The following is a 24,718-nucleotide window of genomic DNA, read 5'->3' on the forward strand; positions in this document are numbered from 1 at the left end:
CCCCGGAGACCTTGCGGCCGGTGCGGAAAGGGGCCGCGGGCGCGGGGCGTTGGCCTTTCAACCGGTCAGCTCGAGCTGCGCAGTTCGTCGCGGCCGATCACCCACGATGCCCCCTTGGGAGAGTGTTGCACCGTCCGGCACTTCGACAGCCCCGCTCAGGCCCGCTCAGCCCCACCCGGCTGCCACCCCAGGGCCCGTGAGATCCCCCGCGCCGCCAGTCGTACCGCGGGCACCAACACCGGTACCTGGGCGTCTTTCTGGGGCACCACGACCGAGACCGCGGCGATCACCGAACCGCCCGGACCGTGCACCGGGGCGGCCACCGACAGGGCGTCGTCGGTGACCTGACGGCTACTCACCGCCACGCCTGTGCGCCGGACTTCGGCCAGAACGCGGCGAAGTGCGGCCGGGTCGGTGATCGTGTGCGGGGTGAAGGAGGTCAACGGGCCCTCGCTGTAGTCCTGTTGGAGTGCCGGATCGCTGTGGGCCAGCAGGGCCAGGCCGACGCCCGTGGCGTGCAGGGGCCAGCGGGCTCCGACCCGGATGTGCACCCCGACCGCCGAACGGCCCGACAGCCACTCGATGTAGACGACCTCGCCGCCGTCCCGTACCGCCAACTGCACGTTCTCGTGCGTCGCTTCGTACAGGTCCTCCAGATACGGCAGCGCGATCTGCCGCAGCGCCAGCCCGCGCGGGGCGAGCGCCGCGAGCTCCCACAGCCTGAGGCCGACGTGGTAGACGCCGGCCTCGTCCCGCTCCAGCGCGCCCCACTCGGTGAGGGCGCCCACGAGGCGGTGCGTGGTGGTGAGGGTCAGCCCGGCCCGCCGGCTGATGTCCGTGAGGGTCAGCGCCGGATGCTCGTGGTCGAAGGCGCTGAGCACGGACAGCAGTCGGTCGGGCGCGGTGGGGGTCCCCCCGCGCGAGTGGGGGAGGCTGGTCATGGGCGGGCAGCTCCCGGGGGCGTCGAGGTGTGGGTCCGGGCCAGATCGTAGGGGCGCGGGTACGCCGTCGGGCGGTGGGTCACGTAACGCGCCGGGGTGGCCGGATCCTCTTGCCGCGCACGGGAGTTCACGGGCGGATCCCTTCGGGGGCAGGGGTCTGCCGTGGGACGGGGACGGGGACGGGGACGGGAGAGTCGAGCGTGTCGGTGTGTGTCTCGGGCATCCGCCACACGGTAACCGCGGTGATCAGCGCGCCGCCGCACAGCAGCAACGACACGGGTGTACTGCCGCCGCCGTTCGAGGCGAGCAGGCTGGTTGCGATCAGCGGGGAGAACCCGGCGCCGACCAGGGTCGCCGCCTGGTAGCCGAGCGAGGCGCCGGTGTAGCGGACCTTCGTGCCGAACATCTCGGAGAAGAGGGCGCCCAGCGGCCCGTACATCGTGGACTGGGCGATGCCGTGACCGAGGACGAGGGCGAGGATCAGCAGTCCGGGCGAACCGGAGTCGACCAGCCACAGCACGGGAAAGGCGAGCGCGGCCGAGGCGACGGCACCGGCGAGGACCACCGGACGGCGGCCGACACGGTCGGTGAGCGCCGAGGCGGCGGGCAGGACGACCAGCGCCACGCAGGAGGCGATGGTCACGGCGCTGAGGACCTGGGGACGGCTGTAACCGTTGTCGGTCGCGTAGGAGATCATGAAGCCGGTCAGCAGTGACTGGGCGGTGAAGGCGCCGATGCCGACGCAGCAGGCCAGCAGTACCGGTTTCGGGCGGCGCAGCACCTCGAAGATCGGCGGCCCGGCGGCGGTCTCCCGCGTGCCCTGCCGCTTGACCTCGGCGAACAGTGGGCTCTCCGCGATCCGCAGCCGGACGAACAGCCCGACGCCGAGCAGTACGAAGCTGAGCAGGAACGGTACGCGCCAGCCCCAGGAGCGGAACTGGTCGTCGGGGAGCGTCGAGACGAGGGTGACCACTCCGGCGGAGAGCACCGAGCCCAGCGGGGCGCCGAGCTGGGTGAAGCTGGACCACAGACCGCGCCGGGAACCCTGGGTGCGTTCGGCGTGCTCGACGACCATCAGGGTCGCGCCACCCCATTCGCCGCCGATCGCGAGGCCCTGGACGACCCTGAGGGCGACCAGCAGGACCGGGGCCCAGACGCCGATCGCGTCGTACGTCGGCAGCAGCCCGATGAGGAAGCTGCCGCAGCCCATCAGGGTCATCGTCAGCAGCATCATCGACTTGCGGCCGAGCCGGTCGCCGAAGTGACCGAAGACGATGCCGCCGAGCGGCCGGGCGACATAGCCGGCGGCGAAGGTGCCGAAGGCGGCGATGGTGCCGACCGTGGGGTCGGCCTGGGGGAAGAACAGGTCGCCGAAGACGAGCGCGGCGAGCGTGCCGTACACGAGGAAGTCGTAGAACTCGACGGTGGTGCCGAGCAGTCCGGAGAGTGCGACGCGGCGCAACTCCCTTGTGTCCGTGGGGAGGTGGGGGGACGAGCCGGAGGATGAGCGGATTGGCTGCACGGGAAGCTCCCTGATGCCGATGCCGTGGGGGACGTCACCGGTCGGGGCCGCACCGGTGCCTGGGTGAAGTTAGGCATCAATTGAGCGGCAGTCAAGAAGGTGCACAACATTCAAGGTCAGCTGGGTCCGTCCTCCGTGACCCGCTGGAGCAGGGCGTGCAGGGACTCCCGCTCCGCCGGGTCGAGCGGGCTGAGCAGCTCATTTGTCACGCGCTGACCGGCCTCGTCGGTGTCGCGGAGGAAGGCGCGGCCGTTCTCGGTGACGACGACGATCCGGCTGCGGCGGTCGTCGGGGGAGGGCCGGCGTTCGACGAAGCCCAGCTTCTCCAGGTCGTCCACCAGGCCGACGATCGCGCTCGGGTCGTATCCGAGCGCGGTGCTCAGTTCGCGCTGGAGAGCGCCCGTCGAGGTGGCCAGGAAGCGGACCACCGCGTAGTGCCGCAGCCGTAGCCCCGACTCCTGGAGGAAGGTGTTGAACAACTGGCCGGAGCGCAGGCCCAGCCGGTACAGCAGGTAACCGGTGTCCGCGTGCAGACCGCGCATCCAGGGCTCGTGCGCGTCGATCGGGGCGGGGTTCTGGACGTCCTGCTGGCGGGCGATGGCGGGCTCCCTCGTCGTGGCCCCGGGCGGGGCGGATCCATGTACAGATTCCAGCATGGCGCACGCATCTGATGGCAACAACTATTGACGTCAACAATTATTGCTCTTAGCTTCGATCTCACGCAGTCGTCTCGGGCTGTCGTCCTGAGCTGTCCTGAGCTGTCTTGAGCTGTCGTCTTGTGAAGGGACCTCCCTCGTGCCCAGCATCGATCTGACCGGCAAGGTCGCCGTCGTCACCGGCAGTGGCCGTGGCCTCGGCCTCGCCTACGCGCACGCTCTCGCCGCCGCCGGCGCCTCCGTGGTCGTCAACGACATCGACGAGAACGTGGCCGAGCAGGCCGTGAAGTCCATCACCGCGGCGGGCGGCACCGCCGTGGCCGAGGTGGTCCCGGTCGGTACCACCGAGGCCGCCGAGCGGCTCGTGAACCGCGCGGTGGAGGAGTTCGGCCGGCTCGACATCCTGGTCACCAACGCGGGCATCCTGCGCGACAAGGTGCTGTGGAAGATGACCGACGACGACTTCGACGCGGTGATCACCACCCACCTCAAGGGCACCTTCACCTGCGCCCGCGCCGCCGCCGTACGCATGCGCGAGCAGGGCGAGGGCGGCACGCTGATCCTGGTCGGCTCGCCGGCCGGCCAGCGCGGCAACTTCGGGCAGACGAACTACGCCGCCGCCAAGGCGGGCATCGCCGCCTTCGCCCGCACCTGGTCGATGGAGCTGGGCCGCGCGAACATCACCGTGAACGCGATCGTGCCGGTGGCCGCCACCGCCATGACCGAGACGATCCCCGCCTTCGCCCCCTACGTCGAGGCGCTGAAGAACGGCGAGCCGTTCCCGGCCTTCCTGCGCAAGGGCGAGGGCTTCGGCACCCCCGAGGACTGCGCCGGCATCGTCCCCTTCCTCGCCTCCGAGGCCGCCCGGGGCATCACCGGCCAGGCCATCGGCATCGGCGGCGACAAGGTGGCACTCTGGTCGCATCCGCAGGAGATCAGGACGGCGTACGCGGACGGCGGCTGGACCCCCGAGGCCCTGGCCGACGCCTGGCCGACCTCGGTCGGCGCCGAGCTCCAGTCGGTGGGCATCCCCGCCCCCAAGTTCCCGGAGGCGTGACCATGGCGAACCTCAATGTCGAGGAACTCGTCGCGATCGACGTACACACCCACGCCGAGATCTCCTCCAAGGGCACCTCGTCCCTCGACGACGACCTCCACGACGCCTCGTCGGCCTACTTCAAGGTCGAGGGCAAGCGGAAGCCGACCCTGGAGGAGACCGCCGCGTACTACCGCGAGCGGAAGATGGCCGCCGTCATCTTCACGGTGGACGCCGAGTCCGCCACCGGCGCCGCGCCCGTCCCCAACGAGGAGGTCGCCGAGGCCGCCGCGGCCAACCCGGACGTGCTGATCCCCTTCGCCTCCATCGACCCCTTCCGGGGCCGGGCGGGCGTCAAGCAGGCCCGGCGGCTGGTCGAGGAGTACGGGGTCAGGGGCTTCAAGTTCCACCCCAGCATCCAGGGCTTCTTCCCCAACGACCGCTCGGTGGCGTACGAGCTGTACGAGGTGATCGAGGAGACCGGCACGATCGCGCTCTTCCACACCGGCCAGACCGGTATCGGGGCCGGGGTGCCCGGCGGTGGCGGGATCAGACTCAAGTACAGCAACCCGCTGCACGTGGACGACGTCTCCGCGGACTTCCCGGAGATGAAGATCATCCTGGCGCACCCCTCCTTCCCCTGGCAGGACGAGGCGCTCGCCGTCGCCACCCACAAGCCGGGGGTGCACATCGACCTGTCCGGCTGGTCGCCGAAGTACTTCCCGCCGCAGCTGGTGCAGTACGCCAACACGCTGCTCAAGGACAAGGTCCTCTTCGGCTCCGACTACCCGGTGCTCACCCCGGACCGCTGGCTCGCCGACTTCGAGAAGCTGCCGATCAAGGACGAGGTCCGGCCGAAGATCCTCAAGGAGAACGCGGCCCGGCTGCTCGGGCTCACGAAGCCATAAGTCCTGTCTCCTGTCTCGTTACTCGTAGAGGGGCGCAACGATGCGCAACGAGGGACTGGGGTCTTGGCCCGCCCGCCGGGCCCGCAAGACCCCCCAACGCACCGCCCTGATCCACGGCGACACCACGCTCACCTACGCACAACTGTACGAACGCACCACCCGGCTCGCGCACGCCCTGCGTGACCGGGGAGTGCGCCGGGGCGACCGGATCGCCTATCTCGGCCCGAACCATCCCTCCTACCTGGAGACACTGTTCGCGGCGGGCACACTCGGCGCGGTCTTCGTACCGCTCAACACCCGCCTCGCCGGCCCGGAGATCGCCTACCAGCTCGCCGACTCCGGCACCAAGGCCCTCGTCTACGGCCCCTCGCACGCGGGTCTCGTCGCCGGGCTGCCCGGCAACACGGACGTGCGGACGTACGTCGAGGTCGGCGTCGAGTACGAGGACGCGCTCGCCGGTGCCTCCGCCGAACCGGTCGACGCACCGGTCACGGCCGACGACACCTGCATCATCATGTACACCTCGGGCACGACGGGCCGGCCCAAGGGCGCCATGCTCACGCACGGCAACCTCACCTGGAACGCCGTCAACGTGCTCGTCGACCAGGACGTCATCACCGACGAACGCGCCCTGGTCTCCGCCCCGTTGTTCCACACCGCCGGACTCAACATGCTCACCCTGCCCGTGCTCCTCAAGGGCGGTACCTGCGTCCTGGTCGAGGCCTTCGCCCCCGACGAGACCTTCGACCTGATCGAACGGCACCGGATCACCTTCATGTTCGGGGTGCCGACCATGTTCGACCAGGTGGCCAGACATCCGCGCTGGGCCGACGCCGACCTGTCGTCGGTGCGCATGCTCTCCTGCGGCGGCTCACCGGTGCCGACCCCGCTCATCGCCCGGTTCCAGGAGCGCGGGCTCACCTTCCTCCAGGGCTACGGCATGACCGAGGCCTCGCCGGGGACCCTCTTCCTGGACGCCGAGCACGCCGTCAGCAAGGCCGGCTCGGCGGGCGTACCGCACTTCTTCAGCGACGTACGGGTGGTACGGCCGGACCTGACGCCCGCCGAGGTCGGCGAGCCCGGCGAGATCGTGGTCCGCGGGCCGCACGTCATGCCGGGTTACTGGGGGCTGCCCGAGGAGACGGCCGCCTCCTTCACGGACGGCTGGTTCCGCAGCGGGGACGCCGCCCGGATCGACGAGGACGGCTATGTCTTCGTCGTCGACCGCATCAAGGACATGATCATCTCGGGCGGGGAGAACATCTACCCCGCCGAGATCGAGGATCTTCTCCTGGCCCACCCCGACATCGTCGAGTGCGCGGTCATCGGCGTGGCCGACGAGAAGTGGGGCGAGGTGCCGCGCGCGGTCGTCGTACCCCGCGAGGGCGCGGCCCTGGACGCCGACGAGGTGCTCGCCTCGCTGTCCGGGAGGCTCGCCAAGTACAAGATCCCGAAGTCGGTCGTCATCGCGGACGAACTCCCGCGCACCGCCTCCGGAAAGCTCCTCAAGGCCCGGGTGCGCAAGGCCTTCGGCGCGGGTTCGTAGGCGGTGTTGGTGAATTCCGGTGAGGGATCGCGCGCCCCGTAAGGGGCGCGGGGAACTGCGCGACCAGCCCCCACCGGCCCGCAGGTCAACTCTCTGCTTCCACCGGAGCGCGTAGTCCGTCCGACATCAACTTTCAGCTCAACTCCCAGTTAAGGAACAAGACATGAGCATCACGGTCAACGGCATCGACGAACTCAAGAAGCTCGCCGGCAGCGACCTCGGCACCAGTGAGTGGATCGAGGTCACCCAGGAGCGCATCAACACCTTCGCCGACGCGACCGGCGACCACCAGTGGATCCACGTGGACCCGGAGAAGGCCGCAGCCGGCCCCTTCGGCGCCCCGATCGCCCACGGATACCTCACCCTCTCCCTCTTCATCCCGCTCTTCACCGAGCTGCTGGACGTCCAGGGCGTCACCACGAAGGTCAACTACGGCCTCAACAAGGTGCGTTTCCCCTCACCCGTGAAGGTCGGCTCGAAGATCCGCCTCGTCGGCAGGCTGGCCGAGGTCGAGGAGGTACCGGGCGGGGTGCAGATCACCGTCGACGGCACCATCGAGATCGAGGGCGCCCCGAAGCCGGCGGCGGTGCTGCAGAGCCTGTCGCGTTTCTACGCCTGACGCCTGACGTCTCATCCGCTTCGGTGCGCCCTCGGTGCCCGGTACGTCAGCCCGTGACCTCCCGGTACGAGTAGACGGTCGTCGCCAGTGCGCAGATGCCCGGCTGGACCACCTCGGTGCGCAGGGTGCCGCTGTTGACGTCGTAGTCGACGCCCTCCGCCTCGTACGCCGTCCCCGTGCAGGTGCTGCGCCGGGGGAGGGCGAACAGGCTCGTCACGTGGCCGGTGACCGGCTTGCCGTCCACCGCGCGGGACAGGTCGACCTGGAGCACCGGGCGGATCTCGGGGAACAGGGTGCCCGAGTCGTCGTCCGAGGCGCAGATCAGCCGGGTCGCGGTGACGAAGTCGCAGCCCTGGATGTCCCGGACGGTTCTGTCCAGGGTGATCTGCCCGGCCTGCGCCAACGCGCCGCCCGTGGCGGGGGTGGACGCGTTGAGGAGCGGCGCAGGGAACACCTGGAGGCGTCCCTGGTCGCCCCACTCGCCCGACACCAGCCACTGGTTGTCGGGCGAGACGGTGGCGAAGGAGTTGTTCAGCTTCTCCCCGGAGTCGAGCTGGTGCACGTACTGGTACCGCTGTCCCGCCGGAGTGGTGACCGCGAACATCTTGGACGTGGCCGTGTCCGAGCCCTGGTAGGCGTCGAACACGTAGCCGTTTGCGATGTCCGGGTCACCGATGTGGTTCCAGCCGGCGATGCGAAGGTCCAGCGGGATGGAGAGGAGCCCCCGGTACAGGAGCGTGCCGTCCGCACGGGACGCCGGCCCCTGACCGCTGCCCAGGGTGTCGACCTGGGCCGAACCTGTCTCCGTCCACTGCGCGTCGGCGGCGGACGCCACCGCGCCGCCGCCGAGCGCGAGCGTCGCCGACAGGCCTGATAACGCTGCCAGGGACAGGAGTTGACGCTTCATCGGATCAGCCACCTACGACGTCGACGAACACGGGGTTCGAATAGAACCACGTATCGGCCCACGGGTCACCGTTTCCGGGCGCGTGGACGATCGGCCCGTGCGGGTCGACCGACGCGCCGAGGTAACCGGCGCCGTGCCGGTTGCCGTCGCTGCCGCGCAGCCGGACGTAGAACGACTCGTCACCGACGGTCAGCGGCACGCGCAGGGTGTACGTCCCCGTGCGCCCCGTCACGTCCTTCGACTTCACGACCCTGGTGTCCGGCGCCTGCCAGGTGTCCCGGTCGGCGACCGGACCGCGCACCGCGCCCCGGATCACGTCGACGTGCGCCAACTCGGGCAGGATTCCCTGGGGGTTGAGACGGGAGGCGGTGGTCACGGTGATGTTCAGCGTGAGCTTCTCGCCCCTGCGGACCCGGATCCGGCCGCCCAGCGTGACACCGCGGCCGAAGTCGCAGTCACGCGTCAGCCGCACGTCGAGGCCGTCCAGCAGGTGGCCGTGGTCCAGCCAGACCCGGCCCGCGCGCATACCGTCCATCACCGCGCGGTAGCCGTAGCGCGTGACGCCAACGTGGGTGCGGCTGAACTGGCCGGGCCAGAAGTCGCTGCCGGGCTGCGGGCTGTCGGTGTTCACCGGGTCGGGCAGCTTGCCCGTGTTGTCGAAGTTCCGCCCGGCCGGCCAGTCGCCGTTCTTCCAGGTGTCGAAGACGATCCGGTGCGCGTCGGAGTTCGTGGTGATCGAGAACAGGCTGCCTTCGGCCAGCATCGAGTCCCACAGACCGCCGACCGTCGCGGTCGCCCAGTCGAAGCCGCCGTACGTCAGGTACCCGTCCGCCGGATAGCCCTGCCAGGACTGCGCCGAGGGCTTGTTCTCGTACTCGCCGCGGATCGAGGTGGCCCCGCGCCAGCCGGGGATGGCCGCGCCCTGGGCACCGGGCGCGCCCTCCATGCCGATCATGATCTCGGGGGCCGCGTCCCGCCAGGCCCGCATCTCGTGCGGCGAGTCGATGCCCAGCCGCATCGGGTGGTTGGCGAGGACCAGTACGTCGTCGACGTAGCCGGTGCGGCGCTGCTCGGCCAGCCACTTGATGCCCTTGACGGCGTGCGCCTCGTTGCGCGCGGTGTCCGCCCCGCCGGCCGAGCCGTCGGTGTAGCCGAGGAGCTTGCCGTCGTAGGCGCTCTCGAACTTCGTGAGCAGGTCGACCTCGTGTTTGCCGGGGGGCGAGAAGACCGTGCAGTGCTCGGCGCCCGGGATGTACCACTCCAGGCCCTGGAAGATCAGCTGACGCGGGTTCTCCGCCCGCGCCCTGAGGATCTCGGCGTGCTCCAGCGGGGCGCCGTACTGGGCGTGCCCGAAGTTCGAGTGCTCGGTGAACACCATCCAGTCGAGGCCGAACTTCTCGCCCGCCGCGGCCAGTTGGGAGAACGTGTACTTGGCGTCATGGCTGTACACGGTGTGGATGTGATGGTCGCCGACGAGGTAGGCGAGCCGCGGGTCGCTGCCGCCCAGCCGACGCGGGCCGGTCGCGGCGGCGGCGGGAGTCGCCAGTGATCCGGCGGCGAAGACGGCGCCGAACAGGCCTGCCCGGTGCAGGAGTTGACGCCGTGAGACGCCCTGGGCGTCGAGGCCGGCGGGGGAGACGGCGGGGTCGGCCCAGGCAGGCAGCTGCTGCTCTGTCATGGTCTGTGAGTCCCTTGGGTTCGGGTGCAAGCTGGGGAGTTGAGAGTCCGGGAAGCGGAGTCCAGGAGGCTTGGCGGAGCCCGACGACATGGGTCAGTGGTTCATGAACGAGCTGACGGGCAGCGCCCGTTCGACGATCCGTACGTCGCCGAGGCGGGCGTGCAGGATCTGGTCGATCTTCCCCGCGTACTCGTAGCCGCCGAGCAGCCACGGCAGACCGACCGAGGTGATGCCGGTCGAGGTCGCCGTCGGGTTGCGGACCACCGGGCAGCCCTGGACGTACAGCGTGGTGTGCCTGCCGTCGTTGACGACCGCGAGGTGCCACCAGGTCTCCAGCGGTGTCTCCTGGCCCCAGTTGGTGGCGATGCCCTGCTGGTTGAGCGGCCGCATGGCCCACTGGGGCTCGCGGTCGTTGGACAGGGACAGTGTGGCGAGCGGCTCGTCCGGGTCGTCGCCGGTCTTGCCCGCGGCGCCGCCCGTACCGGTACGGCTGACCACTCCGGCCCAGGCGTGGTGGTCGGGGTCCCAGTCCGCGGGCAGCCGGTAGAACGCCTCGATGGTGTAACCGGCCCTGAAGGTGGCCGAGTTGAGGGGCGCGCCGTCGACCGTGCGCAGATAGGCGCCCGCCAGCGGCGACTTGAAGCCGTGGAAGTCCAGGCTGCCGTGGCCGGGCTGGTCGGGGTGGTGGTCGCTCGACCAGTTCAGCTTGCCGCCCCCCACCGACACCACGGTGAGATCGTTGCCGCGTCCCGACCGGTCGCGGACCGTCCCGGTGAGGGCGGCCCCGTCGGTCTGCCCGTCGAAGCGCCAGTACGCCACCGTGCCCGGGATCACCATCTTCGACGCCGGGCGGGCGGGACGCGCGGGCACCGGGGCGAAGCCGGCGAAGCGCTCGGCGAAGTCGATGTCGACGGAGAACCGGTCGGCGTCGCCGCTCAGTTCGATCTCCTGCCGCTCCAGCTCGTTGAGGCCCTTCCCGGCCCGGCCGAGGATCCACGGGGAGACCGTCTCCACGTCGATGGTGTTCCGGTCGAGGTCGAAACGGTAGAGGCGGATCATCGCGGCGCCGCCGAAGTAGCGGTTCTGGTAGTTCGTCAGATGCAGCTCGACGTCATGTCCCGCCGCGTTCTTGCGCGTCGCACGCCCCGCCGGCCAGTAGTGCCCGTTGAGGGTGAGGAAGATCTGGTCGTGGTCGGCGATCAGCCGGTCCCACAACTGCTGCCCGTAGTCGGACAGGGAGTCGTCCTCGACGACCAGTTCGTGCGTGGTGAGGATCACCGGCAGGGCCGGATGCTTCGCCAGGACGTCCTTCGCCCACGCGTACCCCTTGTCCGACAGCCGCCAGTCCAGCGCGAGCACCAGCCACTCCCGCCCGGCCGCCCGGAACACGTGGAAGGTGTTGTAGCCGTCGGCCGAGGCTCCGCCGAAGGTCCGCTTCCCCTTGAACCGGTCCGGCCCGAACACGTCGAGGTACGGGGAGGCGCCCCGCTGGTCGGTGGTGGAGGACCGCACGTCGTGGTTGCCGGCGAGGACGCTGTAGCCGACGCCCCGCCGGTCCAGGAGCCGGAACGCCTCGCCGATCGCGGCGATCTCCGGCGCGGCGCCGTTCTGGGTGAGGTCACCCAGGTGGGACAGGAACACGATGTTCTCGTCCCGCCCGTGCTCCAGCAGATAGCGCAGGGACGCCTCGACGGGCGTCTTGTCGATGCTCGGCCCGTCGAAGAGGTACTGGGTGTCGGGCATCACGGCGAGGGTGAACCGGCGGCTGTCGGTGTCGGGTCGCCACGACGAGCGTGCCTTGTCCGTCACGGCCTCGGCGGCCGTCGGCAGGGCGACGGACGTGGTCGCCGCCGCCCCGATCAGCGCGGTCGCCCGCAGGAAACTACGCCGTCCGGCGCCCGCCTGAGGTGCTTCGAGGGCAGGCTCGGGCCCGGACTCGTGTGAGGTGCACACAGCTAACTCCGTTAGTGGTTCCGTGAGGTGAGAGGAGGTGTGTGGGGGGTTGCTAACTGCTCGTCGGGGAGTGCGCTCAAGGTTGAATTAGCTCGATCGTGTGATCGTTAGCGTGCGGGCTTGCGGCGTCCTGGGCTATTTGGGCTAACGTGATCGTGCGACCTGGGACACCGGGTATGGCGTCAACGTGCGGGGCCCCTGCTCCACCAGAGGATGGTTCAGGGCCTCCCCGTCGTCTTTTGGCCGTACCCAATGGCCAGGTCGTGAGGGAACTGGCCTCCCGGGCGAGGACCACGCACAGGATGCGTGTCGCCATCCGGGGTCGAGTACGCCGGGGACCAGTGCGCTCAAGACCGTTCGGGACGTGCGGCTGAATGGGTTTACTCCTGCTCAGTCTTGAGGAACGGTCAGAGCGTGCGGAGAGTCCAGGCCCACCTGTGGGTGCCCGGCTGTACAAGGTAGGAGGGGAAGGTGTCGGGGCCGCACGACGCCGTGCCGAGCCCCCGGTGTGCCGCGTCGATGTGCACCACGCAGCCGAGCCGTGGCGTCAGCTGGTCGTGATGTGTGGCGGCGGCCAGATCCTCGGCGCGGTACCGGGTCACGGAGACCTGGCGCGGCCGGTCCAGCACGACCGAGAGACCGGTGGCGTCCGGCGCCGACAGCGTGAACCGCCGTACACCGTGCCGTCCGCCGCTCTCCTGCGGTCGCAGATAGGGGGTGAACAGGGAGTCCACGGGCGCCGAGTGATGCCCGACGGGTGCTCCGGCGGCGCGGTCCGGATAGGACTCCCAGGGGCCCTGCCCGTACCACTCCACCAGGTCGAGCCCGGACACCGTCTCGAACACGGAACCGACCCGCGCCACATCGGTGTACGCGTCCGGCAGTTCGACGGTCTCCTCGACGCGGATGCCGCCCCGGACCGGAGTGAACACCTGCTCGTGCCGGATCACGCCCGCGTTCGCGGCGTACTCGGCCAGCACGGTCACCCTCCCGCCGCCGCGCCGCACGTCGACCGCCTTGCGGACGAGGGTGTCGAGCCCCCAGTCCTGCCAGCGGGCCGCCATGCCGCCCAGCTCGTCGTTGTCGGTCGGGGCCCGCCACAGGGACAGCACGGGCGCGGACGTCAGCAGCGGGTGGACCAGGAGGCCGTCGCGGTCGACCTGGACGCGCGGTCCCACGACCGCCGCCTCCGGCACGTCCGGCGCGGCCCGCAGCAGCAGTTGGGGCACGCAGATCTCGGTCCCGCGCGGCGCCCACGGCTCGTCGCCGTCCGTCGTCACCCGCAGGGTCAGCCAGGCCTCGCCGCCGTCCGCCGGCAGCTCGAAGGGCAGCGGCACGGCCGCCGTCTCACCCGGGCGCAGATCCGGCAGCTCGGCCGGCGCGGTGAGCGTACGGCCGTCCGCGAGCGCCAGCTCCCAGGTGCCCGCGAGCCAGTCCAGGCCCCGGAAGCACTGGTGGTTGGCGACCACGAGCCCCTCGTGCCGGAATGCCTCAAGCCGCACCGGAGCCGCGATCTCCCGGTGCTCGTACATGACGGGCTTGGGTGTGCGGTCGGGGAAGACGACACCGTCGGCGATGAAGGCGCCGTCGTGGATCGTCTCGCCGAAGTCGCCGCCGTACGCCCAGCGCAGGCCGGGGGCGGCGACACCGTTGTCATAGAGCCCGGCGCCCGCGCGCCCGGCAGGTCTGCCGCTGTTCACGCACTGAAGAATTCCGTGGTCCCAGAACTCCCAGATGAACCCGCCCTGAAGTCCCGGCGTTGACTCGATGGCGGCCCAGTGGTCCGCGAGCGTGCCGTTGCTGTTGCCCATCGCGTGCGAGTACTCGCACTGGATGAGCGGCTTGGTCTGCTCGCCGGACAGGGCGTGCGCGACACAGTCCTCAAGGGACGCGTACATCGGACAGGCGATGTCGGAGGCGACCGCCGGATCCGCCCAGCCGAGCTTGGCCGCGCCCTCGTACTGGAGCGGCCGGGTCGGGTCGTGCCGGCGCAGCCAGCCCGCAGCCGCGTCGTGGTTCGCCCCGTAGTCGGACTCGTTGCCCAGCGACCAGATGATGACCGACGGGTGGTTCTTGTCCCGCAGGACCATCCGCGAGACCCGGTCCACGAAGGCGTTCAGATAGCGCGGGTCGTCCGCGATCTCGTGTGCGTGGTCGTGCGACTCGATGTCCGCCTCGTCGACCACGTAGAAACCCAGCTCGTCCGCGAGGTCGTACAGCGCCGGGTCGTTCGGGTAGTGCGCGGTGCGTATCGCGTTGAACCCGAACCGCTTCAGCAGTACGAGATCGGCGCGCTGGTCGTCGTACGACACGGTCCGCCCGGTCAGCGGATGGAAGTCGTGCCGGTTGACGCCCCGGACGTAGATCCGCTCCCCGTTGACGAGCAGGTCCCGGCCGACGATCTCGACGTCCCGGAAACCGACGCGCTGGTACGCGGTGTCGGCGACCGTTCCGTCGGCGCGGTGCAGCCGGACGGTCAGGCCGTAGAGCTCGGGTGTCTCGGCGGTCCAGGTGCGTACGTCGGACAGGTGCGCGACCAGCCGGGGTTCGCCGAGGAAGTCGGAGACACGGTCGTCCTCGGTGTTGAGGCGGTCGAACTCGGCGTCCTGGAGCAGCAGTCGGCCGTCGATCTCGCCGGTGACGTACCACCCCTCGGGCAGCGCGCCGCCCGCGTCCCGGACCCGGCAGTCCACTCGCAGGTCGCCGGAGGCGGGCGCCCGTACGGTCACGTCCGCGAGATACAGCGGGTCCGTCGCGTACAGCAGCACCGAGCGGGTGATCCCCCCGTGCCACCACTGGTCCTGGTCCTCGATGTGGGTGGCGTCGGACCACTTGACGACCGTCAGCCGCAGTGTCGCGGACCCGCCCGGCCATACGACGTCGGAGAGGTCGAACTCGGCCGCCAGATGGGAGTCCTTGGAGATGCCGACCGGCCGCCCGTCCACGTGCACGAGCAGCACGCTCTCGGCGGCGCCGACCCGGAGCACGATCCGCCGGCCCGCCCACTCGGCCGGAATGTCGAACTCGCGCTCGTACACGCCCGTCGGGTTGTCGGCGGGGGACGCGGGCGGGAAGTCGGGCCACGGCATCCGCACGTTGGTGTACCAGGGCAGGTCGTCGGTGCCCTGGAGGGTCCAGGCGCCGGGGACCCGGGCCGAGGACCAGTCGTCGCCCACCCGGGCCGTCGGCGTCGGGAGCAGTTGGAAGCGCCAGTCGCCGTCCAGGGAGCGTGCCTGGGCACGCCGGTCGACGGCGTTCATGGGCAGCCGCCCCCAGGAGGTCACCTCGGGTGACTCCCAGGGGCGCAGTGCCAGCAGCGGATCACTGGTCATCCGCGGACGGCTCCCTTCGCGAGGTCGCCGATGATCTGCTTGGCGCCGATCGCGAACACGATCAGCAGGGGGACGAGGGCGAGCAGGGCGCCGGTCATCACGATGCCGTAGTCGGTGGTGCCGTGGGTGCCGTTGAGCTGGGACAGCGCGACCTGGAGGGTCACGTTGTCGGGGTTGGTGAGGGAGATCAGGGGCCAGGCGAAGTCGTTCCACTGGCCCATGAAGGTGAAGATGCCGAGGAAGGCGAGACCGGGGCGGACCACCGGAAGCGCCACGTGCCAGTACTGGCGCAGGAAGTTCGCGCCGTCGAGCTTGGAGGCGTCGAGCAGTTCGTCGTGGATGGCCGTCTTCATGTACTGGCGCATCCAGAAGATGCCGAAGGCGTTGGCGGCGGCCGGCACGATCAGCGCGGTCATCGAGCCGATCCAGCCGATCTTCGCCATGACGACGAACTGCGGGATCACCGACAACTGCGCCGGGACCATGAAGATCACCATGAGCAGCCCGAACAGCAGCCCCTTGCCGGGGAACTCGAACTTGGCGAAGACGAACGCGGCGAGGGAGTCGAAGAGCAGGACCAGGAAGGTCACCGACACCGCGACCAGCAGCGAGTTCCACATCGACCCGAAGAAGTCGATGGCGTCGAACAGGTTGCGGACGTTCTCCAGGAAGTGCGTGCCCGGCAGCAGCTTCGGCGGGTAGGAGAAGATCTCTGACGAGCTGTGCGTCGACATGATGACGGCCCAGTAGAACGGGAAGGCCGAGATCAGTGTGCCGATGATCAGCGGGACGTGCAGCGCGATCCCTCTGCGGCGGGACCCTTTGATGGATGCCATGATGCGGGCCCTTCCTAGTCGCCCCGGCGCTGCACGAGGCGCCAGTTGATGATCGAGAAGAGGACGACGACGAGGAAGATGCCCCACGCCACCGCGGCTCCGTACCCGAAGTCGTTGTTGTCGAAGGTCTGCTGGAAGAAGTAGAGGACCATCGTCTGGCCCGAGTGGCCAGGACCGCCCGCGAACGTCGAGTCGTTCGACGAGGTCTGCAGCAGGACCTGCGGTTCGGAGAAGCTCTGCAGGCCCGTGACCGTCGACACGACGAGCACGAACAGCAGCGTCGGCCGCAGCAGCGGCAGCGTGATGCGGAAGAAGGTCTGGACCGGGCCGGCGCCGTCCATGCGCGCCGCCTCGTACAGCTCGCTCGGGACGGTCTGGAGCCCGGCGAGGAAGATGATGGCGTTGTAGCCGGTCCACTGCCAGGTCATCAGGGCCGCGATGGTGACCTTGATGCCCCACGGTGTGTTCAGCCACGCCACCTGGTCGATCCCCACCGCGTGCAGGACGGCGTTCACCATGCCGGCGTTGGTGGAGAAGATCGAGCCGAAGACGATCGCGATGGCGACGACCGAGGTGACGTTCGGCAGGAAGTACGCGACGCGGTACAGGCTCTTGAACCGGACCGCCGAGTTGAGCATCACGGCCGTGACCATCGCCAGGATGATCATGGGGAAGGTGGCCAGCGCCCAGATGATGATCGTGTTGCCGATCGAGTTCCAGAAGTCGCTGTCGCTCAGCAGGTACCGGTACTGCGAGAGCCCGGCCCACTCCATCGAGCCGAGGCCGTCCCAGCGGTGGAAGGACAGATAGAGCGAGAAGCCGACCGGGAACAGTCCGAAGCCGAGGAAGATCAGATAGAAGGGGGAGATGGCGGCGTAGAGGTGCCAGTACTTGCGCAGGCCCTTCTTGGGCTGCGTGGGCGCGGGCCGTGTCACCACGGGCGGGGTCTGCTCGATGACAGCCATCAGTAGCTCACCCCCAGGTGCTTCGCGATGCGACGGCACTTGCTCATGGCGTCACTCCATGCCTTGTCCGGGTCCTTGCCGAGGACGCCGACGTTCTTGATCTCGTCCTTGATGGGCGTCCCGAGGGCGATGTCGTACGGGCTGTTGTAGGCGACCACGATCTTCTGCGCGGCGGGGCCGAAGATGTCCGTGGTGACCTGGCCGCCGAAGAAGGGGTCGGGCTCCTGGAGCTGCCCCAGCCCGTAGGAGGCGGGGGTGGAGGGGAAGAGACCCGCGTCGACGTAACCCTGAGCCTGGTTGGCCGCGTCGAGGATCCAGGTGATGATCTTGAACGCCTGCTCGGGGTCCCGGCAGGCCTTGGTGACCGACAGGAACGAGCCGCCGTTGTTGGCGGGCCGCACGGGCATCTGCGCCACCCGCCATCTGCCCTTGGTCTTCGGCACGCCGTTCTTGATGTCGAAGCTGGCCCAGGAGGCGTTCAGCTGGCTCGGCAGCTTGCCGTCCTGGATGGCCGACAGCTGGTCCGGGGTGCCGCTCACCAGGTCCGAGACGATCTTCCGCCGCTTGGCCTCCACGGCGAGGTCCCAGGCCCGGCGCACATGCTCCTGGTCGCCGATGAAGTGGCGGTCCTTGTCGACGTAGCGCTTCGCGCCCTGCTCCACGACGTTCCCGAAGACCGAGTTGATGTCCGTGAGTAGCTGGGCGCCCGGCACGCGCTTCTTGAGCTGCTCACCCGCGTCGAAGAACGCCTCCCAGGTGGAGAGCCCCTCCGACACGTCGGCGGGCTCGTACGGCAGACCCGCCTTGCGGAACACGTCGTACTGGTAGAAGTGCGCGACCGGCCCGCAGTCGATCGGGAAGCCGACCATCGTGCCGTCGTCGGCGACGCCCTGGTCCCACTTCCAGGGCAGGTACTGGCTCCTGTACTTCTCCGCGCCCAGCGTCCGCAGATCGATGAACTGGTCCGCGTTCGGCAGATAGGCGGCCATGTCCTCGCCCTTGAGCCCCGCGATGTCGGGGATGTGGGCCTGGCCGGTGATGGTGGTGATGAGTTTGGAGCGGTACTGGCCGCCGATCTGGATGGCCCGGAGGTCGACGGAGCTGTCGTACCGGGCCTTCGCGTTCTTGACGACGGTGTCGCTCAGCCCGCCGCTCCAGTACCACAGGACCATGTTGCGCCCGGTGGAGCCGGTCGGAACGGCGCAGCCGGTCGCCAGGCCGCCGAGCGCTGTGGCTGCCGTGCCGGCCAGGCCCGCGCGCAGCAGGCCTCTTCGTGAGAGCTGCACAGCTCCCACCGCCTTTCGGATGTTCGGTGCGTGCGTAAGGGGAAACGCCAGTGGGGGGCGAGTAAGGGGGACAGGGCAGTGGGGGAGGGCAGGTCTCAGGGTGTGACAGGTGCGAACCGCACCGGAGGTCCCGGATCGGCCGGCAGACGGTCGGCCAGGAAGCCGTAGGTCCGCCGCAGCTCGGGGTCGGTGAGTGTGTGCCACCAGCGGTGGATGTGGTACCAGCCGGGCGCGGCGAGCGCCCCGCCGTGGTGCCGTACGGAGAGGGAGGCGGCCAGTACGGCGAACCGCAGCCGTTCCTCCAGCGGCCAGCCGCCGAGCGAGGCGGCGACGAAACTGGCGCCGAACACGTCACCCGCGCCGGTGGAGTCCACGACGTCCACCGGCAGGGCCGGCACCTGCGCGTACTCGCCGGTCGTCTGGTCCACGGCGATCGCGCCGTCGCCGCCCCGGGTGACGACGGCCACCGGGACCAGCTCGCTGAGTGTGCCCAGCGCGGCGACCGCGGTGTCCGTGCGGGTGTAGGCCATCGCCTCGGTCTCGTTGGGGAGGAAGGCGTGGCACAGGGCGAGCTGGTCGAGAAGGTCGGAGGACCACACCTGGGTGGGGTCCCAGCCGACGTCCGCGTAGATGTGCGTGCCGTTCGCCGCCGCCTTGGCCAGCCAGCGGTGGGGCTCGGCCTCCAGGTGCACCAGGGCGGTGCGCGCCTCGGGCGGGTCGCCCAGCAGGGTCTCCTGGGAGTACGGGGGCGGCTGCCCGTGGGTGATCAGGGCGCGGTCGCCGTCGTAGGCGAGCGAGACGGTGACGGGGGTGTGCCAGTCGTCCGCGGTGCGCGAGAGCGAGAGGTCGACGTTCTCCTGGCCGGCGAGGACGGCGCGGCAGTGGGCGCCGTACGCGTCGTCCCCGAAGACGGTGGCCAGGGAGGTCTTCAGGCCGTACCGGGCGGCGGCCACGGCGAGGTTCGCGATCCCGCCGGGGCTGGTGCCCATCCCCGACGTCCAGATCTCCTCGCCGGGCGTCGGGGGCTTGCCCAGGCCGGTGAGGACGAGGTCGAAGAAGAGCAGCCCGGTCAGCAGCACATCGGGCCGTTCGTCGTCCACGCGTGCATCCTCTCGTCAAAACTCGTCATTTGATGACCGGAATCGTGCGCGCCTTCCGGAGATTTGGCAAGAGTCGAGCAGAAGCAAGCATAGAAATGATTGAAGATGACGAGTACTGTTCGTCGCGTGCTGGCAGAACGACGACATCAACTCATCCTGCGGGCCCTGCGCTCCGGGGGCCCCGCAGCCGTGACCGATCTCTCCGAACAGCTGGGCGTGAGCCCCGCCACGGTCCGGCGAGACCTGGTCAGACTGGAGGAGGAAGGCCTGCTCACACGTGTACACGGCGGCGCCGTGGCGGACGAGGGCGACCAGCCCTTCGCCGAGGTCGCCGAGGTGCGTGTGGCCGAGAAGGACGCGATAGCCGCCAAGGCCGCCTCCCTCGTCGAGGACGGGCAGTCCGTGCTGCTCGACATCGGCACCACCGCCTACCGGCTCGCCCGGCAGCTGCACGGCCGCCGGCTCACCGTGATCACCAGCAACCTGGTGGTCTTCGAGGAACTGGTGGACGACGAGGGCATCGAACTGGTGCTCCTCGGCGGCATGGTCCGGCGCGAGTACCGCTCCCTGGTCGGCTTCCTCACCGAGGACAATCTGCGCCAGCTGCATGCCGACTGGGTCTTCCTGGGCACCAGCGGCGTCCGGCCCGGCGGCCAGGTGATGGACACCACGGTGGTCGAGGTGCCGGTCAAGCGGGCCATGATCAAGGCCGCCGACCGGGTCGTGCTGCTCGCCGACCGCGCCAAGTTCCCGGGCACGGGCATGGCGAAGGTCTGTGGCCCGGGGGAACTGGACATGGTGGTGACGAACGCGCCGGTGGACCCGGCGACGCAGTCCGCTCTGCAGGAGGCCGGGGTGCAGATCATCACGGCAGGAAAGGTGCAACCTTGAAGCTGACCATTCTGGGCGGCGGCGGATTCCGCGTCCCGCTCGTGTACGGGGCGCTCCTGGGCGACCACGCCGAGGGCAGGGTGACGCATGTCGTCCTGCACGACCTGGACGCCGGCCGTCTCTCCGCGGTCACCCGGGTCCTGGCCGAACAGGCGGCGGGGGTGCCCGACGCCCCCGAGGTGAGCGCCACGACCGACCTCGACGAGGCACTGACCGGCGCCGACTTCGTCTTCTCCGCGATCCGCGTCGGTGGTCTGGAGGGCAGGGCGAACGACGAGAAGGTGGCGCTGGACCAGGGCGTCCTCGGCCAGGAGACGGTCGGCGCGGGCGGTATCGCCTACGGCCTGCGCACGGTCCCGGTGGCCGAGGACATCGCGCGTCGCGTCGCGCGGGTCGCCCCCGACGCCTGGGTCATCAACTTCACCAACCCGGCAGGACTGGTCACCGAGGCCATGTCCCGCCACCTCGGCGACCGCGTCATCGGCATCTGCGACTCCCCGGTGGGCCTCGGCCGCCGTATCGCACGCGTGCTCGGCGCCAACCCCGGTGAGGCGTGGATCGACTACGTCGGCCTCAACCACCTGGGCTGGGTGCGCGGACTGCGGATCAACGGACGCGACGAACTGCCCCGGCTGCTCGCCGACCCCGACCTCCTCGGCTCCTTCGAGGAGGGCAAGCTCTTCGGTACCGACTGGCTCCAGTCCCTGGGCGCCATCCCGAACGAGTACCTGCACTACTACTACTTCAACCGCGAGGCCGTACGCGCGTACAGCGAGGCCGAGAAGACCCGCGGCGCCTTCCTGCGCGACCAGCAGGCCGGCTTCTACGACGAGATGAAGCGGCCCGACGCCGCCGCCCTCACCGCGTGGGACCGTACCCGTGCCGAGCGCGAGGCGACCTACATGGCCGAGGCCCGCGAGACGGCGGGCGCGGGCGAACGCGACGCCGACGACCTGTCCGGGGGCTACGAGAAGGTCGCCCTCGCCCTGATGCGGGCCATCGCCCGCGACGAGCGCACCACCCTGATCCTGAACGTCCGCAATCGCGGGACGCTCTCGGTCCTCGACTCCGAGGCCGTCATCGAGGTGCCCTGCCTGGTCGACGCCAACGGCGCCCACCCCGTCGCCGTCGATCCGCTGCCCGGCCACGCCTCCGGCCTGGTCTGCTCGGTCAAGGCGGTCGAACGCGAAGTGCTCGCCGCCGCCGAGTCCGGCTCCCGTACGACGGCGGTCAAGGCCTTCGCCCTGCACCCGCTCGTCGACTCCGTGCACGTGGCCCGCAAACTGGTCGACGGGTACACCTCGGTCCACCCCGGCCTGGCGTACCTTAAGTAAGCGCTTTCCCGGTCCTGTCCGGTCTGCTCGTATCCGGGGTCGCTCGTCCCCGGCCCGCTCACATCTGGTCTGCTCGAATCTGGTCTGGAGACTTCTCATGCACGACGAACGCCGGCGGATCGAGGAGCGCGTCCAGCGCCTCCACGACCAGCGGATCAAGGCGGCGATCTACGCGGCCACGGTTCCCTTCGAGGTCGAGGCCTGGCAGGCGCCGGGCGAGCCGGTCTCCTTCGAGGAGGCGGCGGCGGCGACGTACGCGCCCTTCGCCATGGACACCCTCTGGGGCCCGCCCTGGGGCACCACCTGGTTCCGGATGCGCGGCCGGGTGCCCGCCGAGTGGGCCGGCCGGCGCGTCGAGGCGGTCATCGACCTCGGCTTCACCGGCGACTGGCCCGGCAACCAGGCCGAGGCCCTCGTCCACCTCACCGACGGCACCCCGCTGAAGGCGGTCAACCCGCTCAACCAGTACGTGCCGATCGCCAACCCGGCGACGGGCGGCGAGGAGATCGACTACCTCGTCGAGGCGGCCTCGAACCCCGACATCCTCGCCGACAACTTCTCCAAGATCACCCCCATGGGTGACATCCTCACCGCCGGCGACAAGCCGATCTACACCTTCCAGCGCGCCGACCTCGCCATCCTCGACGAGGAGGTCTTCCACCTCGACCTCGACGTCCAGGTGCTGCGCGAGCTGATGCTGGAGCTGGGCGAGCACGACCCGCGCCGGCACGAGATCACCCATGCCCTGGACCGCGCCCTCGACCTGCTCGACCTGGACGACGTGGCCGGTTCGGCGGCGGCGGTACGGGCGGCCCTGGCGCCCTCGCTGGCCAAGCCGGCCAACGCCAGCGCCCACAGGATCTCGGGTGTCGGCCACGCGCACATCGACTCGGCGTGGCTGTGGCCGATCCGTGAGACCAAGCGCAAGACGTCCCGCACCTTCTCGAACGTCACCTCGCTGGCCGACGAGTACGAGGACTTCGTCTTCGCCTGCTCGCAGGCCCAGCAGTACGAGTGGGTGCGCGACAACTACCCCAAGGTGTGGGCCCGCATCCAGGAGTCGGTGAAGAAGGGCCAGTGGGCGCCGGTCGGCGGCATGTGGGTCGAGGCCGACGGCAACCTGCCCGGCGGCGAGGCGATGGCCCGCCAGCTCATCCACGGCAAGCGGTTCTTCATCGAGCACTTCGGCGTCGAGACCAAGGGCGTGTGGCTGCCGGACTCCTTCGGCTACACCGCGGCCTACCCGCAGCTCGCCAAGCTGGCCGGCAACGACTGGTTCCTCACCCAGAAGATCTCCTGGAACCAGACCAACAAGTTCCCCCACCACACCTTCTGGTGGGAGGGCATCGACGGCACCCGGATCTTCACGCACTTCCCGCCGGTCGACACCTACAACGCCCGCTTCAGCGGCGAGGAGATGTCCCGCGCGTCGCGCAACTACCAGGAGAAGGGCGCCGCTTCGCGTTCGCTGGCCCCCTTCGGCTGGGGCGACGGCGGCGGCGGCCCCACCCGCGAGATCATGGAACGGGCGCGCAGGCTGGCCGACCTCGAGGGCTCGGCGACCGTCGAGATCGAGCACCCCGACGACTTCTTCGCCAAGGCCCGCGAGGAGTACCCCGACGCCCCGGTCTGGGTCGGCGAGCTGTACCTGGAGCTGCACCGGGCCACCTACACCTCCCAGGCCCGCACCAAGCAGGGCAACCGGCGCAGCGAACACAAGCTGCGCGAGGCCGAGTTGTGGGCGACCACGGCCGCGCTGCACGCGCCGGGCTACGCCTACCCGTACGAGCACCTGGACCGCCTCTGGAAGACGGTCCTGCTCCACCAGTTCCACGACATCCTGCCGGGTTCCTCCATCGCCTGGGTGCACCGCGAGGCGGAGGCCGAATACGCGCGCGTGGCCGAGGAGTTGGAGACGATCACCGCCGAGGCGGTGGCCGCGCTCGGCGGCGGCGAGTCCCGCGCCTTCAACACCAGCCCGTACGACCGGGCCGAGGTGGTCCGCACCTCGACGGGCGTTCCCATGTACGTCGAGGTCCCGGCGAGTGGCAGCGCCCCGCTGGCCGTCGCGGAACCCCCGCGGCCGGTGACGGTGACAGAGGGCCGGATCCTCGACAACGGCCTCGTACGCGTCGAGTTGGCCGAGGACGGCACGCTGGCCTCGGTCCGCGACCTGAGGGCGAACCGCGAAGTCCTGGCGGACAAGGGCAACTTGCTGCGTCTGCACACCGACCTCCCGAACTACTGGGACGCCTGGGACATCGACAAGCACTACCAGAACCGCTACACGGACCTGCTGGAGACGTCCTCCGTCACGGTGACCGACGAGGACCCGCTCCTCGGCGCCATCCGGGTGGAGCGCGACTTCGGCAAGGGCTCGAAGATCGTCCAGACGATCACCGTCCGGGCCGGCAGTCCCCGGATCGACTTCGAGACGGAGATCGACTGGCACGAGGCCGAGAAGATCCTCAAGGCGGCCTTCCCGGTGGACGTCCGCGCGGCCCACTCCAGCGCGGAGATCCAGTTCGGCCACGTCCAGCGGCCCACGCACACCAACACCACCTGGGAGTCGGCCCGCTTCGAGGTCTCCGGCCACCGCTGGGTGCACATCGCCGAGCCCGGCTACGGCGTGGCGGTCCTCAACGACTCGACGTACGGCCATGACGTCTCCCGCACGGTCCGCGAGGACGGCGGTACGACGACCACGGTCCGGCTGTCGCTGGTGCGTGCCCCGCGTATCCCCGACCCCGGGGCCGACCAGGGCAAGCACCGTTTCACGTACTCGCTGCTGCCCGGCGCGAGCATCGAGGACGCGGTCGCCGAGGGTTACTCCCTCAACCTGCCGTTGCGGGTCGCGGACGCCGCGGGTACGTCGGAGCCGGTTGTCTGGGCCGACGGCGACGGGGTGACCATCGAGGCGGTGAAGCTCGCGGATGACGCGTCCGGTGACGTTGTCGTGCGGCTCTATGAGTCGCGCGGTGGTCGGGCGGAGGGGGTGTTGTGCACGGGGTTCCCGTTGGCGGGGGCCAAGATCACGGACCTGCTTGAGCGGCCGTTGTCGGAGGCCGCGGTGGAGGGTGACTCGGTGGCGGTGTCGTTGCGGCCGTTCGAGGTGTTGACGTTGCGACTGGCTGTCGGCTGACGGCTCCGCCGGTCAGGCGGTTGTTTGGCTGCGGGCCGGTGGGGGCTGGTCGCGCAGTTCCCCGCG

General features: G+C 69.9%; 18 protein-coding genes. 7 read left to right on the plus strand and 11 right to left on the minus strand.

The features are described 5' to 3' along the window. Positions 1-155 precede the first annotated feature (155 nt). From PV734_RS17710 to PV734_RS17720, 3 genes are all read right to left on the minus strand, one after another. On the minus strand, positions 156-941 hold the full coding sequence (locus PV734_RS17710; protein WP_319094810.1) for an IclR family transcriptional regulator: 786 nt from the start codon (positions 939-941) through the stop codon (positions 156-158). Between the two features lie 127 nt (positions 942-1,068). Further along, entirely contained in the window at positions 1,069-2,454 is a 1,386-nt protein-coding gene (locus tag PV734_RS17715) for an MFS transporter (protein ID WP_319290521.1), read from the minus strand. Positions 2,455-2,579: 125 nt separating this feature from the next. After that, complete coding sequence (locus PV734_RS17720; RefSeq protein WP_319094811.1) at positions 2,580-3,119, minus strand: MarR family transcriptional regulator; 540 nt, start codon at positions 3,117-3,119, stop codon at positions 2,580-2,582. Between the two features lie 139 nt (positions 3,120-3,258). Here PV734_RS17720 and PV734_RS17725 point away from each other — a divergent pair, with 139 nt between their 5' ends. The 4 genes from PV734_RS17725 to PV734_RS17740 all read left to right on the plus strand — a co-directional run bounded on the left by PV734_RS17725 (position 3,259) and on the right by PV734_RS17740 (position 7,228). Then, entirely contained in the window at positions 3,259-4,176 is a 918-nt protein-coding gene (locus PV734_RS17725) for an SDR family oxidoreductase (protein ID WP_319290234.1), read from the plus strand. Positions 4,177-4,178: 2 nt separating this feature from the next. Continuing rightward, positions 4,179-5,063, plus strand: a complete 885-nt coding sequence (locus PV734_RS17730) for an amidohydrolase family protein (protein WP_319290236.1) — start codon at positions 4,179-4,181, stop codon at positions 5,061-5,063. Positions 5,064-5,103: 40 nt separating this feature from the next. Next, positions 5,104-6,609 (plus strand): o-succinylbenzoate--CoA ligase, encoded by a 1,506-nt coding sequence (gene menE / locus PV734_RS17735; protein ID WP_319094815.1) that lies wholly within the window; start codon positions 5,104-5,106, stop codon positions 6,607-6,609. Between the two features lie 163 nt (positions 6,610-6,772). Further along, positions 6,773-7,228, plus strand: a complete 456-nt coding sequence (locus PV734_RS17740; protein WP_319094816.1) for a MaoC family dehydratase — start codon at positions 6,773-6,775, stop codon at positions 7,226-7,228. 46 nt (positions 7,229-7,274) lie between these two features. Here the strand turns inward: PV734_RS17740 and PV734_RS17745 are convergent, their stop codons facing one another. The 8 genes from PV734_RS17745 to PV734_RS17780 form a co-directional block, all read right to left on the minus strand. Then, positions 7,275-8,135, minus strand: coding sequence for a hypothetical protein (locus tag PV734_RS17745; RefSeq protein ID WP_319094817.1), 861 nt, complete (start codon positions 8,133-8,135; stop codon positions 7,275-7,277). Positions 8,136-8,139: 4 nt separating this feature from the next. Beyond that, on the minus strand, positions 8,140-9,813 hold the full coding sequence (locus tag PV734_RS17750; RefSeq protein WP_319094818.1) for a PHP domain-containing protein: 1,674 nt from the start codon (positions 9,811-9,813) through the stop codon (positions 8,140-8,142). Between the two features lie 93 nt (positions 9,814-9,906). Beyond that, a complete protein-coding gene (locus tag PV734_RS17755; protein ID WP_319094819.1) occupies positions 9,907-11,766 on the minus strand; it encodes a LamG-like jellyroll fold domain-containing protein in 1,860 nt (619 codons plus the stop codon). A 407-nt stretch (positions 11,767-12,173) separates the two neighbouring features. Further along, on the minus strand, positions 12,174-15,098 hold the full coding sequence (locus PV734_RS17760) for a glycoside hydrolase family 2 TIM barrel-domain containing protein (protein ID WP_319290238.1): 2,925 nt from the start codon (positions 15,096-15,098) through the stop codon (positions 12,174-12,176). Then, complete coding sequence (locus PV734_RS17765; RefSeq protein ID WP_319094822.1) at positions 15,095-15,934, minus strand: carbohydrate ABC transporter permease; 840 nt, start codon at positions 15,932-15,934, stop codon at positions 15,095-15,097. Before PV734_RS17765 ends, PV734_RS17760 begins: the two co-directional genes overlap by 4 nt. Before the next feature lie 14 nt (positions 15,935-15,948). After that, entirely contained in the window at positions 15,949-16,899 is a 951-nt protein-coding gene (locus PV734_RS17770; RefSeq protein WP_319094823.1) for a sugar ABC transporter permease, read from the minus strand. Then, positions 16,899-18,185, minus strand: a complete 1,287-nt coding sequence (locus tag PV734_RS17775; RefSeq protein ID WP_319094824.1) for an ABC transporter substrate-binding protein — start codon at positions 18,183-18,185, stop codon at positions 16,899-16,901. Before PV734_RS17775 ends, PV734_RS17770 begins: the two co-directional genes overlap by 1 nt. A 95-nt stretch (positions 18,186-18,280) precedes the next feature. Continuing rightward, positions 18,281-19,285 (minus strand): carbohydrate kinase family protein, encoded by a 1,005-nt coding sequence (locus tag PV734_RS17780; protein WP_319094825.1) that lies wholly within the window; start codon positions 19,283-19,285, stop codon positions 18,281-18,283. Positions 19,286-19,411: 126 nt separating this feature from the next. On the opposite strand from PV734_RS17780, the gene PV734_RS17785 reads away from it, so the two are divergent. The 3 genes from PV734_RS17785 to PV734_RS17795 all read left to right on the plus strand — a co-directional run bounded on the left by PV734_RS17785 (position 19,412) and on the right by PV734_RS17795 (position 24,652). Next, positions 19,412-20,176 carry a DeoR/GlpR family DNA-binding transcription regulator gene (locus PV734_RS17785; protein ID WP_006373491.1) on the plus strand — a complete coding sequence of 255 codons (765 nt, stop codon included), beginning with the start codon at positions 19,412-19,414 and terminating at the stop codon, positions 20,174-20,176. Next, complete coding sequence (locus PV734_RS17790) at positions 20,173-21,510, plus strand: 6-phospho-beta-glucosidase (protein ID WP_319094826.1); 1,338 nt, start codon at positions 20,173-20,175, stop codon at positions 21,508-21,510. The genes PV734_RS17785 and PV734_RS17790 overlap by 4 nt, the downstream gene beginning before the upstream one ends. 97 nt (positions 21,511-21,607) lie before the next feature. After that, positions 21,608-24,652: an alpha-mannosidase gene (locus PV734_RS17795; protein ID WP_319290240.1), complete on the plus strand. Its 3,045-nt coding sequence runs from the start codon at positions 21,608-21,610 to the stop codon at positions 24,650-24,652. The last annotated feature ends 66 nt before the right edge of the window (positions 24,653-24,718 follow it).

The organism is Streptomyces sp. AK08-02 (assembly GCF_033795085.1).
Taxonomy (GTDB): Bacteria; Actinomycetota; Actinomycetes; order Streptomycetales; family Streptomycetaceae; genus Streptomyces; species Streptomyces echiniscabiei.